Here is a 15,447-nt window from a genome sequence, read left to right as displayed (position 1 = left end):
AGGCACAGGGCCTGATGTTGCTCCCGCTGATATGGTGGTGGAGTATTCAGCCCAGCCTTATGCCGATAATGCGGCACGACGCGCTGCCAATTGCGGCGTAGCAGGCGATGGCAACACGGCATGGACGAGTGACTATGCGTCACTGCCACCCAACACGATCACCAGCGTGCGTTATGCCTATCGCCCAGATCTGCTGCCAGGCCAAACGGTTGGCTTGGTAATGCCTATGCAGCGCAGCACCAGCGCAATATCTCTGGCTTTGGCAGACAATGCCCCACTTCCATGGTTCCGCCAGTACTTTACTAGCAGCTCGGGCCGTGTGTTTTCTACCTATAACGGTACCGGTGACGCGGGTGTCGGTGCTGCGGGTGGTGGCTATGTGCAAGCGGCATCCGCACTGGCTCGCCATACCATCGCAATGCCAGGCAGCGTGGCCCCTGGCAGTCTTTTTCCAATCACGGTGACACCACGCACTGTTGGTTCGCCAATAACAGGGATTGACGGTGTATCTCGTAATGTCGAAATCACCATTGATTTCCCCAACACCTATATCCAGCCTGTTGCAAGTTCGATTGGTGCATCATTGCCACCGGGCGCTGCCTTTGATCTGACGCCTGCAGACTTGGGCGATGATGGCCTGCCTGGAACAGCGGATGACGGCGCTCCAGCCAAGCTGATAGTGCGTTTGAATGACTTGGCCGCTCCGGGTGGTGCTGTTGGACCGGCACCCCATCAGGGCCACGTAACCGTTCACCCGGCCTTCACCTTCCAAGCCCAGGCGGCATTTATTGCGCCGGTCGGGGCCTACCCTGTATCCAGCTTGGTTTCTGCCAGCAATGACTTGAGCTTTGCGGATTACACAGGTCTACCGACTATCCAGCCACAGGCGCTGCTTCAAGACCGCCGTGAAGTGGCTACGACCACGGTTTCCGGCGTAGCCGGCTTCCAGATGAGCAAGTCGCTGGTCGCAGGTGGAACGGAAGATAATTCCGACCCAGCTAACCCCGTTACCCGCATCACCGCGGGTGAGCCCTTTACCTATGCGATCGCTTTTGGCAATGCCACCAGCCTGACCAAGGGCCGGCTGCGCATGGTCGATGTGCTGCCGTTTGACGGTGACCTGCGTGGGACTACCGGCCTGGGCGCGCTGCAGATGCTGAGCGTGGATGCGGCCATGGGCGGTGCGGGCCAAGGCACGATTGGTATCGAGTACACCACGACCCCTTCGGCGACCGTGCAAGCAGCAGTGCGCACGGTAGGCAATGAAGACGCCGCCACCGGCGTTGCGTGGCAACCCTACACGGCGGGCGCAGCGTTCCCCGCGGGTGTAACGGCCCTGCGCTTTACCACCAGCTCGGTACTGAATCCCGGCTATAGCGGTATTGCGAATCTGCAGATGCGCACGGTGTCGCCCCTGTCGCCGACGACCCAGCTGTTCAACGACGTGTTTGGCCGCGAACAGACCCCCGGCGGCCTGGTGCTGACGGCCAGCGGCTCGGTGCAGCTGAGCGGCCAGGCAGCGGCCAGCCTGACGGGGAGCGTGTTCCTCGATGCGAACATGAACAACACGCCGGATGCCGGTGAAGCCGGTATTGCCGGTGTGACGGCGACCCTGACCTGCGATGCAGGCCCCGCTTGCGTGGCCGGTGAGACCCATACCGCAGTGACCAACGCCTCGGGCGTCTACAGCTTTGCGCCTGGCGCTACGGTCGATGGCCAAGCCAACTTCCCCGGCCTGGCCAGCGGATCGTGGACCCTGAGCATTACGCCAGCTGCGACGTTGCGCAATGTGGGCTCGACGGCCGGTACCGTCAACGGCGCCGCATCGGGCACGCCCGTGGGCCGCAGCATCAGCGGCATTGTGGTGGCCACCGGCGCTACCGCCATTGACTACCGCTTTGCCGAGCATGAAGTGGGTGCGCTGACGATCAACAAGGCGCTGACCTTGCCCGGCGGCGTGAATGGTCCGTTTGACTTTGGCTTTACCGCTACCTGCGACCTGCCAACGGCGGGCTTCACCTACCCTGCCACCCTGGTGGGCTACCCCGGCGCAACCTCGGTCGCGATTGAAGGCCTGCCTGCTGGCGCCACCTGCACGGTGACCGAAGACACGCTGCCTGCGGCCCCGGCCTTGTACGAATGGGCTGCGCCGACGACCCCGGCTGCGGTGGTGATTCCTGCCAGCAGCAATGCGGCCGTGACGGTGACCAATGCGCTGAACCCGCTGCTGGGCGGCATCACGATCACCAAGGATCTGGCCTTGCCTGGTGATGCTCCTGGTCCGTTCACGTTCACCTACACGGCGACCTGCGACCTGCCCACGGCCGGCTCGGTGTTCCCTGCGAGCCTGACCTACCCGACCGCAACGTCGACCACCATTGCCAATGTGCCTGCCGGTGCACAGTGCGTGGTGGCTGAAGGCCCCCTGCCTGCAGCCCCTGCGAACTACACCTGGGGCCCAGCGGCTGCCAATGTGCCAGTGACGGTGCCTTTGAACGCAACGGCCCCGGTGACGATGGCCAGCACCCTGGTGCGTGTGCTTGCCGGTATTGAAGTGACCAAGACGCTGGCCCTGCCAGACGGTGTGACCGGTCCCTTCAGCTTTGGCTTTACCGCTACCTGCAACCTGCCTACGCCCGGCTCGGTCTTCAGTGCTACCTTGGCCAACTACCCGGCCAACACGCGGGTGACGATCCCCGGTATTCCATCGGGTGCCAGCTGCGCGGTGACGGAAAACGCTCCGCTGCCTGCGGCGCCGAATGGCTACCAGTGGGGCGCCCCTAGTGTGCCTGCGCCGGTGACGGTGCCTGCCAGCGGTGTGGCGTCGGTCGGTGTGACGAATACGCTGGTTCAGCAGTTCGGCACGATCACCATCAACAAGACCTTGACCCTGCCCCAAGGCGTGAACGGTCCGTTCAACTTCAGCTACACGGCCACCTGCGATCTGCCGAGCGCTGGCACCGTGTTCCCTGCCAGCTTGAGCTACCCGGGCGCGACCTCGACCACGATCGCCAACGTGCCTGCCGGTGCGCAGTGCGTGGTGGCCGAAGGCCCAGCGCCCACGGCCCCCACCAACTTCACCTGGGGCCCTGCGCCTGCCAATGCGACGGTGACCGTGGTGGCCAACAGCGATGTGGCGACGACGATGGCCAGCACCCTGGTGCGCGGACAAGCCGGCATTGAAGTGACCAAGACCCTGGCGCTGCCCAGCGGTGTGACGGGCCCCTTCAACTTTGGCTTTACCGCTACCTGTGACCTGCCCGCTGCCGGTACCACCTACACCGCGACCTTGGCCAACTACCCGGCCAACACCAAGGTGACCATTGCCAACGTGCCGGCCGGTGCCAACTGCTCGGTGGTCGAAGACCAGCCGTTGCCGGCCGCCCCGGCCAACTACAGCTGGGCTGCCCCTTCGGTGCCCGCCCCTGTGGTGGTGCCTGCCACCGGTGCCGTGGCAGTCAGCGTGACCAATGCGCTGACCGGCAAGCAAGGCAACATCCAGGTGAATGCCACCACGACCTTGCCTGACGGCGTGGCCGGTCCGTTCAGCTTTGTGCTGACTGCCACCTGCGACCTGCCCACCGCTGGCACGACCCACAGCGTGACCCTGACCGCGCCGCCTGCGGCGTCGGCCATGATCACCGGTGTGCAAGCCGGTGCCCAGTGCACGATCACCGAGACGCTGCCTGACGCACCTGCCGGCTATCGCTGGGCGGACCCTGCGTTCGACCAGACCACGGTGACGGTGGAGGCGGATTCGGATATGCCGGTGGCGTTGACGAACGAGCTGACCAAGGTGCAAGCGGCTAATCCCGTGCCTGTGCCTGTGGACAGCCGTGTGGCGTTGATGTTGCTGGCGATGCTGATGATGGCGGCTGCTGGCGTGCATATGCGCAAGCGTTAAATCCGCTGGGCAGCGGCGCGGGCCACTCCGCGTTGCTGTCTGGTTGATGTGAGTGAGGACCGGGGCTTTGGCCCCGGTTTTTTTTTGTTTGTGTTTTTGTTTTTGGTGCGGTTTTGCCTTTGCTGATGCCTGCGGCGTTGCTGAGTTTTGTTGGCTGGCCGTTGTGCTTGTTTATTGGTTTTGTTTACTACTGCGTAGGGCGGCTGGCCGGGATGTGCGCCCGGCGGCGCAGTCACTTTCATTTGGCGCCAAATGAAAGTAACCAAAGCAAAGGCGCCCCTGCTGCTTGCGTCCCTTCGCGTTGCGAAGGGCAACCTGTGTCGTGGCGTTTGCGGGGTGTGCCGCGAAACTCTCTACGCGCCGTAGGCGCTCCGTTCGGACAGACGCGGCAAGCTAGTTGACGAAGCGCTGGCACTCTGCGGTGCCAGCGCCACCCCGCAAACGCCAAGCCCCAGGCGCATGCAAAAGGGGGGATTCGGGATAGCTTCTTTGGGTGTTTTGGGGCTAGGGCTTTGAGAGTCTGGTTGGCTGGCCGTTGTGCTTATTTTTTGGTTTTGTTTACTACTGGCGTAGGGCGACTGGCCGGGATGTGCGCCCGGCGGCGCAGTCACTTTCATTTGGCGCCAAATGAAAGTAACCAAAGCAAAGGCGCCCCTGCTGCTTGCGACCCTTCGCGTTGCGAAGGGCGACCTGTGCCATGGCATTTGCGGGGTGTGCCGCGAAACTCTCTAGGCGCCGTAGGCGCTCCGTTCGGACAGACGCGGCAAGCTAGTTGACGATGCACTGGCAGTCTTCGATGCCAGCGCCACCCCGCAAACGCCAAGCCCCAGGCGCATGCAAAAGGGGGGATTCGGGATAGCTTCTTTGGGTGGTGGAGGACTTGGTCCTTTGCAGTTAAGTGTGGCTTCTGGTTTGCTTTCCGCTGCGCATATTTATAGGCGCTGTTTACTACTGGCGTAGGGCGGCTGGCCGGGATGTGCGCCCGGCGGCGCAGTCACTTTCATTTGGCGCCAAATGAAAGTAACCAAAGCAAAGGCGCCCCTGCTGACTGCGTCCCTTCGCGTAGCGAAGGGCAACCTGTGCCGTGGCGTTTGCGGGGTGTGCCGCGAAACTCTCTACGCGCCGTAGGCGCTCCGTTCGGACAGACGCGGCAAGCTAGTTGACGATGCACTGGCACTCTTCGGTGCCAGCGCCACCCCGCAAACGCCACGCCCCAGGCGCATGCAAAAGGGGGGATGCAAACAACAGCCAAATACCAGTAGGCCGTCGCTGCGCTCGGCCCCCAAACAGGCCGAGCGCAGCGATGGCCTGCGTCTGCGAATCTCCCCTTCTGAATGCGCCGAGGAGCACAGGGTATGGGCTGGGCAGTTGCACCGAAGAGTGCAACTGCTTCGTGAACTGACTCACCGCGTCTGTTTGAACGGAGCGCCTCTGGCGCGTAGTGAGTTTCGCGGTGCAGCCCATGCCCGAGCACCACAGGTTGCCCGCAGCGAAGCGGAGGGACGCAGTCAGCAGGGCGACCTTCTTTTGGGTACTTTTCTTGGTCGCCAAGAAAAGTACCTCGCCCGCCGGGCGAAATCCGGCCAGCAAAACCAAGCCGCGCCGCAGGCACATGCAAAAGCATGAACATGAACATGAACATGAACATGAACATGAACATGAACATGAACATGAACATGAAGAGCCCCGCGCCAAAGCAACGAGGCATGAGGGCACAGTACCCCGTTAGCTGATCAAACCAGCTTGCGGCGCGCCACGCCCAGCAGCAGCAAACCCAAACCCGCCAACACCAGCGGATGACCCACAGGCACCGCCTTGGGCACAACCACCACCGGCACATCCACCTGCAACGTCACATTCGCGGTATCGCACTGCGTCGCCTGCACGGTGCTGCAGATCTGGTAGCCCAAGGTGTACGCGCCAGCCGCCGCTGTAGGGCCGACCAGCACATTGCCATCCGGCGACACGGTGATGCCCGCAGGCCAGGTGCCCACTGCCGTCAGTGTGACGCTGCCCGGGGTGGCCGCTACGCCGTCCACCGTGTCATTGGCCAGCACGTTGACCGCTGTGACGGTGCCCGTCGCGGGGCGGGTCAGCGCAGGGGCTGCGTCGTCGGTGGCATCGACACCGATCAGCTGCACACCGCCAATGCCCTTGAACGCAAAGATGAAGGTGTTGGGCGTGCCATCGGTATTGGGGGTGCCCGGGGGGTTTTCACTGGGCTTGCCCAGCGAATAGGCCTCGGCGCCAAAGGTGGCCAGCGCGGCCAGCGCATCGGCCTGGTTGCCGGCGACACCGTAGCCGATGGTGAACTCGACCTTGGCACCCGGCGCAATGGTGCCGAAGTTGAAGCGGAAGTGCGCGCCATGGTCGGTCGGGCCGCTGTCGTCGACGTCCTGGTTCACAAACAGAATGCCGGGGTCGTCTTCCAGCGGATCGGCGGTGTGGAAGCCGTTGTCGCTGGAGAACACCAGCGCCGTGCTGCTGCCGCGCTGGATCGTGGTGTATTCGTTGAACTGGGTGGGAAACACATCCCAGTCCATCGCGCGGCCATAGAGCGCCTCGACCGGCGCGGACGAGATGTTCTCGATGGTTACCTTGACTTCGTAGATGTTGTTGGTCGTCGACGGCGCAAAGGCATGGGTGACGCGGAAGGTGCCAAAGGCGTTGGCGACCGCCGTGGCCGTGGTGGCCGTCGAGGTGAAGGATTCCGAGGTAATGCCATTGATGCCGACACTGGCCCCGGTGAAACCGGAGGTGCTGGTGACTGCATCGGCAATGCCCCAGGCCTCGCAATAGCATCCCGGCGTCAGTCCATCGGCGCCATTGGCCAGGTAGGTAATGCCCGTCAAGGGAGATATATCCTCCGGCATCAACGAGCCATCGGCCCGCACCCCAATCCGCAATGTTCCGTTCTCGATATTGGCCTGCGCCAACACCATTGCCGGCACACTGACCAGCACGCCCGCCAACCATTTTCCCCATGTCATACGCTCACCTTTTTAAGTATTTAAATTTATGATGAGCATTTCTATCATAGTTATATTGGATATCAAAATTACTATGAGTGTTTGGTTCTGTTAGTAAGAGTGGATTGAAAACATGCACTTAGGCCCGATGGAGCGATGATTTTGTGGAAGCGTGCGCTCATTAACATTTGTCAAAGATTGTCAAAATCATGAACTCCGTCAACGCGCTGACCTATATCAAAACGGCGTTTTAGGCGGTTGGCATACCTAGGGTTTACGCGTATTCAAGCCTCGACGATGGATGGCGGGGAGTTTGTATTGATTAGTGAACAGATCAATAAGCAAAACTCTCGGTATTCAGATTGCTCTGCTACGAGGCCGATATTGCAGGCCATATGCTTGTAGGCGATTGAAGGAGTCCTGTCCTGCAAAAACACAGCTCTAGCCGTTGAGTGTGTAATATTTGCTTACTAATTCAGCTGCATTTACTTCCAATACAAACAGGGCTGGCTCGGACGGCGCTGCGCGTTCCGGTGCCTTTTGCGGCGGAGCCAGCCATTGCTGGGCACAGGGCCCTCGCCGCGAAGACTTGCGGCGATGGGGTCAGGTTCGGGTGGGAGAGAGGGCCCTCAGGCTTGCTGGCGGGTAGCAGCCAGCACAATCTCGCGGATGCAGACGCCATCGGGCTGCGCATAAGCGTAGTGGATGGCGTTGGCCACATCCTGAGCCGACAGCACCTTGCTGCCCATGGAGGTCTTCCATTCCTCGTAGCCGGCCTTGATGCTGTCATCGGTGGTGTGGCCGAGCAGCTCGGTCTCGACCGCGCCGGGGGCGATGGTGGTCACGCGCACATTGTGGGCGGCGAGCTCTTCGCGCAGGTTCTCCGTCAGGCCATGCACGGCGAACTTGGTACCGACATAGGCGACATGGTTGGGAAAGGTCTTGCGGCCGGCCACCGAGCTCACATTGATGATGCTGCCGCGCTGGCGCTGCACCATGCCGGCGGCGACGGCATGCACGCCGTTCAAGACGCCTTTGACATTCACATCCAGCATGCGGTCCCACTGGTCCGGGTCCTGGCGCGTGATCTCGCCCAGCAGCATGACGCCGGCATTGTTGACGATGGCATCGGCCGGGCCAAAGCGGGCTTCGCCTTGCTGCACGGCGGCGGCCAGTGCGGCGCGGTCGGTCACGTCGACGGAGAGGGCCAGGGTGTCGGGGAGGTTCAGGGCCTGCATGTTTTCCAGCCGGCGGGCCAGCAGCAGCAGCGGGTGGCCCAGCGATGAAAACAGCTGGGCGGTCGCCAGGCCAATGCCCGAGCTGGCACCGGTGATGACGATCAGGGGTTTGCGGTTTTGCATAATCCGGGAGCCTTCTTAGAAATAGATATTTCTGATGAATCAGTAGAGAATCTAGTGTAGAGCGAGCTTATGGTGTTTGAAAAATGGTTTATTCTTCTTTCACTCATACGTTTTGCTTATGGCTTGCCATGGATTACCGCCAGTTCCGCGCCTTTGTGGCCGTCTTTGAAGAGCGCAATATCACCGCTGCCGCGCAGCGCCTGCACTTGAGCCAGCCGGCGCTGTCGGGCAGCATCCGCCTGCTGGAAGAGGCGCTGGGCACTGCCTTGTTTGTGCGCAAGGCGCGCGGTGTGGATGTGACGGACGACGCCCGCGCGCTCTACCCCCAGCTGCGCCGCATGGTGGCCGAGGCCGATGACCTGGCCCAGCGCTTTCGCAAACGTGACGAGCGCGAGCGCCTGACCATTGGCGTGGAAGAGGATGTAGCCCGCAGCACCGTGCAGTATTTGGCCGCCACTGCCCGCGCCTGTGTGCCCGGCGTGCAACTGCATTTGCTGGCGCAATGCGAGGGCGATGCGCGCCTGGCCAGCGAAGAGCTGCGCTGCGAGGACGAACTGTTCCTGCCCCTGCTGAGCGAGCGCTATGTGCTGGCCCTGCCCGCCCAGGCCCTGCTGCCAGACAACGCAACGGCTGCCCCGCAGGACCCCGCCACCGACTGGATCGTCTGCCCCACCCACGCCAGCCACCAGCGCCTGATGCCGATCTACGGCAGCCGCGCCGACTCGCCCGCTGCGCTGGCCAGCAACTTCTCGCTGGCGCTGGACTTGGTGGCGGCCAGTGTGGGCAAGGCCATCGTGCCCGAATCCCTGGCGCAAGCAATGCCGGGCGTGCAGACCCAACCGCTGGAGGTGGAGCTCAAACGCCGCATTGGGCTTTGCTACAACGTGCAGGCTTTAGGTAATGGGGCGCTGGCGCGTTTGCGGGATGGGGTGGTGGGCGAGGGTTTGAAGGCCTAGCCCTCAACGAGTTGCTGCCCGGTGGGCAATAGACGCGCTGCTGGGGCGTGGGAGCGCTGATCTTCTTCAGGGCTTTATGACGCCATGGCGCCACATTGTTTGCACTGGTGCTGTTTGGCCGGTGGATAGGGCGCACTCCACAGCCAGAGCATCAGAAAGGCAGCCAATATAGAACTGAGTGGGGTTTTGCGCAAAAACGCCTGCCCACCACACTGTTTGCATAGCAAGGCAGGGGTGGGAAAGTCCAGTTCCAAAGCCTGTAGTAGCAGCCCCTCATCACGCTCAGCCAGTAGGGCCTGTGCCTGCTGCATCAGCGCTGCAGGCACTACCACCCGAACACCTCCCAAGGCCAGCGACATGGGCCATTGAATCCCAATATGGTGCTCGCTGCACAAATGCGCTGGTATGCCTTCAGACTCCAACAGCCCACGGCATACGTGTACCTGCCAGGCCGTGTCGTGAATCTCCAAGGTAATGAAGCGAGTCTCGTGTTCCATGTTTTTCCCCTGAGCTGCGGCATATTCTGCGTAAAGAGTCCACGTTTCAGCCTCTTGCTTCAAGGGCATGGGCTGCAATGCTGCTGACATATGCGGAGCAACAGCTATTGCTAATGCATAAATGCCACAGTGGCTTGGTTTACAAAGCTAAGGCATGCGCGGCAGAACGCCCGGCTACGGTTTGTGATGACGGTGGACAAGCCACGCTGTCCTGAAGATTTTGCGATGTTGCTGCAGTGGATGGGGCGCCTGGTCTTACGGATCGTCCCGATCTTATGAGGCAGTCGAAGCCCAAGATATACTTTCATTCATTGCAAATATCCTTCTCTTGACTGTATCCGTAGTGAGGGTTTTATCCAGTCGGTAAATAAATATCTAAAGATATTCTGGCGCCTATGCGGCCTGCAAAGGGTTGGCATGCAAACATGCTGAATCTGCTATCGCTTGCATCTAGAGCGATAGCTCGAAAGCAGCAATATTGGCTGTAGCTATAGAAAAATGTTTCCGGGACAAATGGTGTGATAAATTCTCTAGATATTTTTATAGAGTTAAACTGGATTAAAATATATCCTATTGTAGGAGTTTTAATACTTGTTTTTACTAAAAACATCGTCGGCACGCGGGTGGTTAAGTTATTGATGATTTTGGTTTTTACTGTATTCTGCTTGTATTATGGTGGTATATATTGGGGTGTGATTCAGGTGGCGGTATTCTTTGCAGTCAGTGTTTTCTTGAATGGCATACATGGAAACGCCAAATACAAATAGAATAGTCTCTTGGTGCACTTATCTCTGTGGCAGTGGTGTGTGCTGGATGTAATGGTTTCATTGCTACATTTCATGTTAAGCACAAATCGAGAGAGTAGTAACCCATGCGTGCAATAGTGATTGTATTAATTGGTTTGGTTAATTTAATTCTAATTGGATTAACTTTTTCAAAAAATACTGAAGCCGTCTTTGTTCTCAATCAGTTTTTCTATTGTTGGTACTTGATATCGTCGCTGTCGTTTGTGTCTTTGCTTTTTTTGAAACTGCAGAGCTTTTCAGCGATCGCAATTTTTCTGCTTAACTGCTTTTTGTTGAGTCGATTGGCAAGAGTTCTGGATGGGAATCATGCCACTGTTGGTCTTATGATTTTATTTGTTGCACTTATGACTGCGTGGATTGCTATGCGCTTCAAGAAATAAATCTGTTGGCTTGAGTATTTTTGATGTGAGAAATTGGGATTTCTAGATTTTTATATCTTTCTGCTGGATGGTAGTGATGAACAGAATTGCAACGATATTTTTCCCTCTGTTTATATTGCTGGTTGGTGTGATTTTATGCTTTTTAGTTAAGTTTATTTTTTCCCTACCCTCCCTGAATATATTAAAGTCCTTCGGCATTGGGTTGCTGTTGGGTGTCATTGAGGTGCAATTCCTAAGAAAAATTGAAGAAGATAAACTAAAGTATATTCTTCTGGATGGTGCCATCTTCCCTTTCTTTTCTATGGGGATTGCTGCAGGTTTCCTCCTGTAGATATTTTTGGGTGAGTGCTATCAAGGTAGAAGCGTAGTAGAACGTATGCAGGAGTTGTTATGAGGGGTCGATGCGAAAATTGCGGAGAGTTCCTATTCTGGAAAGCGATTTTTAGCGCTATGGAGAAATGCTGCAGCTGTGGTGCGCATTTGAAAAAATCAAAGCTCGATACTTGTCTTTACTTGCTTCCTATATCTGTATTTCCTGTTAAGACTTGGATAGCGGATCCTTTGCTTTCTGATATTTTTGTCAAAAATGTCGTCTTGACCATATATCTGTTTGTTTCCTTTGTGCTTGTTTTGTTGTTCAGATGGTGGTTCGGGTATCAGGTGAAAAATTAAGATTTGGCATGAGTCAGGTTCAAGGCTAAAGGGTACTGATGAAAAATTCCTGCTTATAAACCCAATATTGATTTTGCTCGTAGTGCAGGGGCTTGAGTATAAATACTATGGCGCAGTACTATTCTCATTTTTGGCTTCTGTAGCTTGTGTGGCTAATCTGACATCCATTGCGAAAGCTGCAAATGAAAATAGAGGCAAGATCGTTGCTGCATTGGTTTTGATGTCGCTGGCCTTGTTCTACTTTCGGCTGTAATGGTTTTCTTTGTGAGGGTTGTTGCTATGAAAGTGCGAATCAAAAAGTGGTTGTTTTTCGTTGTCTGGGTGTTGCTTTGTATCCCTGGCGTGATGCATCTGATGCAGTATTTTTCAATGTGACGCTGCGGGCTTCAGAGAAATAACGACATGCTCTTAATTTTTAATGAATCGCCCCGCCATGGTAAGTAACTATCCATTGATAAAAATAAATTTAAACCAAAGGTGTGTTGGGCACATTGCCTTGCCTGGGATCGTGGTGCACCATTCCGACCTTATGGGCATCGCAGGATTTTTTAGAAAGATATCAGCCGCGCAACAGGAATACCGTTTTCTGAGGTTTCCCGCAGATGCTGGTAGCGATGCACGTTATTTGTGCATTCAATCTTGGCGAAGTGATGATATGGATCAGGATTTCTCCGGTATCCGGATGAAAGCGTTTTATGCCACAACGCCTTTCGCAGGATTCTCATCCGATCTTGTCTTTGGTTCACGCTCAGAAGACCCCTTTTTGTACTTGCCTGTGTTGGGTATTTTCGAAGAGGGCTGGCCTATCTCTATGGCCAAGAACGGAGGCCATCGAACGATCATGCCGGCTCGTAAGCGCATGGCATATATGGCAGCGCCGCGTCATATTTTTTATATGATGGCGCTTATCCTGGAGGGCTTTGCCAAGCGGGATGATGCGCAGACATTGCGCTTTGAGCAATCTGCAGCGGGGGGCGGTGTTGGAATGCCCAGCTATGAGCTGGAATTCCAGAAAGCAATATAGCGCTGCTTTTATATCCAGTCATGCAGGCGGTCTTTTGCCAAGAGTTCGATGCCTAGCCATATAGATATGGCAATTTTTAGATGCCCTTTTAAGGTAAGGGCTGAGGACAGCTCAGCGGATAGCTATTGGGGCTGCTGTCCGTGCAGTTTGGGTCACCCTCTGAGCATGCGTATGTGGGGCAGAGAGTCGTGATGCGCTCTGCCCTAGCCGTATCAGGACAGCACATCCCGCAGCGACGCATCCTTGGCGAACTGGGCCTTAGCGAAGGGGCACAGTGGCAGCACCTTGGTGTGCGTCTCACGGGCCCAGGCGACCAGCGCATTGAGCAGCTGGCGGCCCGCGCCTTCACCGCGCAGTGAATCGTCCACTTCCGTGTGGTCGATGATGATCATCGTGGCATTGGTGCGGCTGTAGGTCATCTCGGCCACGCGTGACGCATCGCGGTTGATAAAGAATGCGCCTTTGGAATCGGCTTCTTCGTGTTGGACGGTGTATGGCATGCGGGCCTTTGGCTGAACAAAACCCCAAGAATAAGGGAAGGCTGCAGCCTTGCGATCGGCAGGGCTGTGTTCCTTGTCGTATCAGCTCTCCGTCGCAAACAGCTCGACGGCATCGTCGGACCATTCATGGCCGCTCCAGCCGGAATCTGCATCGGGCGGCGGGAAGGCGGTGCGGCAATAGCCATGCTTGGCCGCAAAATCAAACACCGCATGCGGGTAGCCATTGATCAGCAGGACGACCTTGCTGCCATCGGTGGACCAGCCCATCGTCACCTCGGACGGCAGGTGCTTGTCTGAGACATCGGCCACGTTGTAGATGTGCAGCGCGTTCTGAATGGGTTGCTCGGCATTCGCAAAATCCAGCGCGTAGAAGTAGGCAGTGTCGCCATCGTCTTCGAATACAGCGGCATAGCTGCCTTCAGGGGCGTTGCCTTGGATGGGCTCGGCGGCGCCGATCTGGATGGTGTCCTGGGCAGTAACGACGATGGGCATGAACAGTCCTTGTCATGAATGAGAGGGAAGCCGTGGGGGCCAGCAAGGGCCCAGCATAAACCGGCTTTGTGGCAGCGCTGGGTAGACCAAGCTTGTTATCACGTGCCGCGGATATGGGCGATCACTTCGCGCAAGGTGGTGGCATCGGGCACCCACCAGTCGGCCAATGCACCCAGGGCCACAGCGCAGACCAGGGCGCCGAGCAGCGGCTTCCAGGTCAGTCGCACGGCAGAGGCGAGCCAGCCTGCGCGCTCCACCTGCACCAGCGCGCGGGCGGTCATCATCGAAAAGGCCAGTTCCACCGCCACGGACAGCAGCACATCGACGCCAAAGTACAGCCACAGCAGCGCGCCAAAGCCAAAGAAGGCGAGCAGCAAACCGGCAAACACCGCCAGGATTGGCACGATGATGATGCCCTCATCGCCGCCGCCGATATCGACCACATCCACGGCGTCAGTCCAGGAGCTGGAGGCCTCTGAAGCGTTGGATGCTGCTGAAGATACCTCTATATCGACCCAATCACCCGATGCGCCCCCGCCCCCAAAATCACCACCCCCTCCGGCCTCCCAATCTGGTGTGCCCTCGCCAGACTGCAGGCCCGGTGTAGGGTCCACGCCATCCACCCAGGAGTCATCGCGCTTGCGTGCATAGGCATTGCGCACCAGGTAGGCGGCCCACAGCCGCAGCGCCAGCAAATAGACCACATACCCGACCCCCAAGCTGATGGCGTAGCGCAGCGCCATCGAGTGGACCCCGGAATGGAGCAGCGCTGCCGTGACGGCCCACATGACCAGCATGACCAGCAGCCCCATGCACAGGCCATGCAGGCGCAGCCAGTGCTTTTTCTGCAAGGTCGCCGTAATGCGTTGGGGCATGCGCAGCGATGCCCAGCTGGACTTGCGCTTGCGCAGCGCGGCGCGGTTTTGGGGGGCTTGGGCCAAGGCTCTGGGGCGGGGAGTGGGGTCGGGAGCAGTGTAGCAGTGCGGATTTTGTGGCTGGCTCCTGTAGTCATGGCATGCAAAATCAGGTGCGGTGGATGCATCAGGCGCCTATTACCCCCCAGAGCTTCTGTGAACCGCCAAGCGCATGCGCAGGGGGCGGGCGCATACACCCATTGCGGCGGAAGGCAATTCTCGGACTACCTCCGCCGCTCCAGCATCTCTACCATCACGATATGGCGCATGGCCAGGGCAACACGCAGGTGTTGTGGGTTGCCCTGGATGTGCGGTGCATCGTCGCGCAACAACTCTGCGGCGGCCTTGTCGATATGGCCACGCGTCTCGTCCAGAATGCGGCCCGCCATGCCTGCAGCCAAGCCCAGCGCGACCCCGGCTTCGGCCACGCTGGGCCGCCTTGCTGTACACCACGAGCGCGCGGTTGAGGGGATGCTTAGCGATTGCGGGGCTTGGGCTGTGGCGCCGACTCGGTGGTTGCCGGCGCCGCCGTCTTTGCCAAATCCTCCATGGCCAAGTGGAACCCTGTAGGCTGAATTTGGGTGGGAGGCTTGTCCAGCGCTGCTGTTATGCGCTCGACCGCATCCGGGTCGCCTCTGGAGAGCTTGAGCAGCTGCTGCATGGCCTTCGGGTCAGAGATGTCGGCATACAAGCGGGTACCGAACTCCTCCAGATGGCGCAGAACCGTTCCCAAGGAAACTGTGTCTTTGCCATATTCCAGATTGGAGGTCGTTTGTTTGCTGACGCCGACGATGCCCGAGAGGTCATCCAGCCGAATGCCCGAGGCTTTGCGCACGGCTCGGATGGCATGGGCGAGGTCTGACGAGGACTTGATTTCGTGCTTCACTGTTCCTGGTTAACTAGGCATTTTTAAAAAAACCTCCCACCGTGGATTCAACAATGCCTGGCAGACTAGGATTTTGGGATGCAGTC

General features: G+C 58.2%; 12 protein-coding genes. 4 read left to right on the top strand and 8 right to left on the bottom strand.

Going from position 1 to position 15,447, the window contains the following annotated elements; translation table 11 throughout:
• Window positions 1–910: 910 nt before the first annotated feature.
• Window positions 911–3,904, top strand: coding sequence for a DUF5979 domain-containing protein (locus ACCQ08_RS06045; RefSeq protein WP_373449204.1), 2,994 nt, complete (start codon window positions 911–913; stop codon window positions 3,902–3,904).
• Between the two features lie 1,733 nt (window positions 3,905–5,637).
• On the opposite strand, the gene ACCQ08_RS06040 is transcribed toward ACCQ08_RS06045, so the two are convergent.
• Together ACCQ08_RS06040 and ACCQ08_RS06035 are read right to left on the bottom strand one after the other, a co-directional pair.
• Window positions 5,638–6,894, bottom strand: coding sequence for a hypothetical protein (locus ACCQ08_RS06040; protein ID WP_373449203.1), 1,257 nt, complete (start codon window positions 6,892–6,894; stop codon window positions 5,638–5,640).
• Between the two features lie 608 nt (window positions 6,895–7,502).
• A complete protein-coding gene (locus tag ACCQ08_RS06035) occupies window positions 7,503–8,234 on the bottom strand; it encodes an SDR family oxidoreductase (RefSeq protein WP_239809939.1) in 732 nt (243 codons plus the stop codon).
• Window positions 8,235–8,362: 128 nt separating this feature from the next.
• Here ACCQ08_RS06035 and ACCQ08_RS06030 point away from each other — a divergent pair, with 128 nt between their 5' ends.
• Window positions 8,363–9,190: a LysR family transcriptional regulator gene (locus ACCQ08_RS06030; protein ID WP_239809938.1), complete on the top strand. Its 828-nt coding sequence runs from the start codon at window positions 8,363–8,365 to the stop codon at window positions 9,188–9,190.
• 74 nt (window positions 9,191–9,264) lie between these two features.
• Here the strand turns inward: ACCQ08_RS06030 and ACCQ08_RS06025 are convergent, their stop codons facing one another.
• Window positions 9,265–9,756 (bottom strand): putative signal transducing protein, encoded by a 492-nt coding sequence (locus ACCQ08_RS06025; protein WP_373449202.1) that lies wholly within the window; start codon window positions 9,754–9,756, stop codon window positions 9,265–9,267.
• 1,193 nt (window positions 9,757–10,949) lie between these two features.
• Here ACCQ08_RS06025 and ACCQ08_RS06020 point away from each other — a divergent pair.
• Both ACCQ08_RS06020 and ACCQ08_RS06015 read left to right on the top strand, forming a co-directional pair.
• On the top strand, window positions 10,950–11,204 hold the full coding sequence (locus tag ACCQ08_RS06020) for a hypothetical protein (RefSeq protein ID WP_312414871.1): 255 nt from the start codon (window positions 10,950–10,952) through the stop codon (window positions 11,202–11,204).
• 759 nt (window positions 11,205–11,963) lie between these two features.
• Window positions 11,964–12,569, top strand: a complete 606-nt coding sequence (locus ACCQ08_RS06015) for a hypothetical protein (protein WP_373449201.1) — start codon at window positions 11,964–11,966, stop codon at window positions 12,567–12,569.
• A gap of 212 nt (window positions 12,570–12,781) precedes the next feature.
• Here the strand turns inward: ACCQ08_RS06015 and ACCQ08_RS06010 are convergent, their stop codons facing one another.
• From ACCQ08_RS06010 to ACCQ08_RS05990, 5 genes are all read right to left on the bottom strand, one after another.
• On the bottom strand, window positions 12,782–13,069 hold the full coding sequence (locus ACCQ08_RS06010) for a GNAT family N-acetyltransferase (RefSeq protein ID WP_373449200.1): 288 nt from the start codon (window positions 13,067–13,069) through the stop codon (window positions 12,782–12,784).
• Window positions 13,070–13,150: 81 nt separating this feature from the next.
• Window positions 13,151–13,561 carry a DUF2251 domain-containing protein gene (locus ACCQ08_RS06005; RefSeq protein WP_239809933.1) on the bottom strand — a complete coding sequence of 137 codons (411 nt, stop codon included), beginning with the start codon at window positions 13,559–13,561 and terminating at the stop codon, window positions 13,151–13,153.
• A gap of 98 nt (window positions 13,562–13,659) precedes the next feature.
• Window positions 13,660–14,502, bottom strand: coding sequence for a hypothetical protein (locus ACCQ08_RS06000; RefSeq protein ID WP_373449199.1), 843 nt, complete (start codon window positions 14,500–14,502; stop codon window positions 13,660–13,662).
• A 197-nt stretch (window positions 14,503–14,699) separates the two neighbouring features.
• A complete protein-coding gene (locus ACCQ08_RS05995) occupies window positions 14,700–14,903 on the bottom strand; it encodes a hypothetical protein (protein ID WP_373449198.1) in 204 nt (67 codons plus the stop codon).
• A 47-nt stretch (window positions 14,904–14,950) separates the two neighbouring features.
• Window positions 14,951–15,361 (bottom strand): helix-turn-helix domain-containing protein, encoded by a 411-nt coding sequence (locus ACCQ08_RS05990; RefSeq protein WP_373449197.1) that lies wholly within the window; start codon window positions 15,359–15,361, stop codon window positions 14,951–14,953.
• Between the last annotated feature and the right edge of the window lie 86 nt (window positions 15,362–15,447).

The organism is Comamonas sp. SY3 (assembly GCF_041730275.1).
Taxonomy (GTDB): Bacteria; Pseudomonadota; Gammaproteobacteria; order Burkholderiales; family Burkholderiaceae_C; genus Comamonas; species Comamonas sediminis.
This window is presented reverse-complemented; position numbering and strand designations above follow the sequence as displayed.